Source organism: Mesorhizobium sp. M8A.F.Ca.ET.165.01.1.1 (assembly GCF_004792065.1).
Classification (GTDB): domain Bacteria; phylum Pseudomonadota; class Alphaproteobacteria; order Rhizobiales; family Rhizobiaceae; genus Mesorhizobium.
This window is the reverse complement of record NZ_SRTH01000276.1, coordinates 1-279: the sequence shown is the minus strand read 5'-3', so window position 1 is coordinate 279 and position 279 is coordinate 1. Positions and strand designations below refer to the sequence as shown.

Sequence of the window (279 nt, the reverse complement as noted above, 5' to 3'; positions counted from 1 at the left end):
GAAAAGCCTTCGCGGTGGAACTGGTAGACCATCTCGGGCCAATGCATCAGCTTGCGGCCCGCCTCGGTCGCCTTCAACGGATACCAGCCGATCTCGACCAGCCCGTCGCCATGGCCTTCGGGGGCAGCGCTCGATGACCGGGTCCGGTTCCGACCTCATTGCGGACATTGGCGCTCCCCTCTCTCGATGGCCGTTTCTGGCCCAGAGCGGTCACTCGGCCATTCACGCCCGAGCTGGACGAAGCTAAGAGCAGAGGCCTTAGGGCCACATGCTCTCCAT

At 63.8% G+C, this 279-nt stretch carries 1 pseudogene; it reads right to left on the bottom strand.

The annotated features are described in order from the left end of the window. Positions 1 to 119: pseudogene (locus tag EN808_RS37545) on the bottom strand (GMP synthase); the annotation flags it as partial. Between the last annotated feature and the right edge of the window lie 160 nt (positions 120 to 279).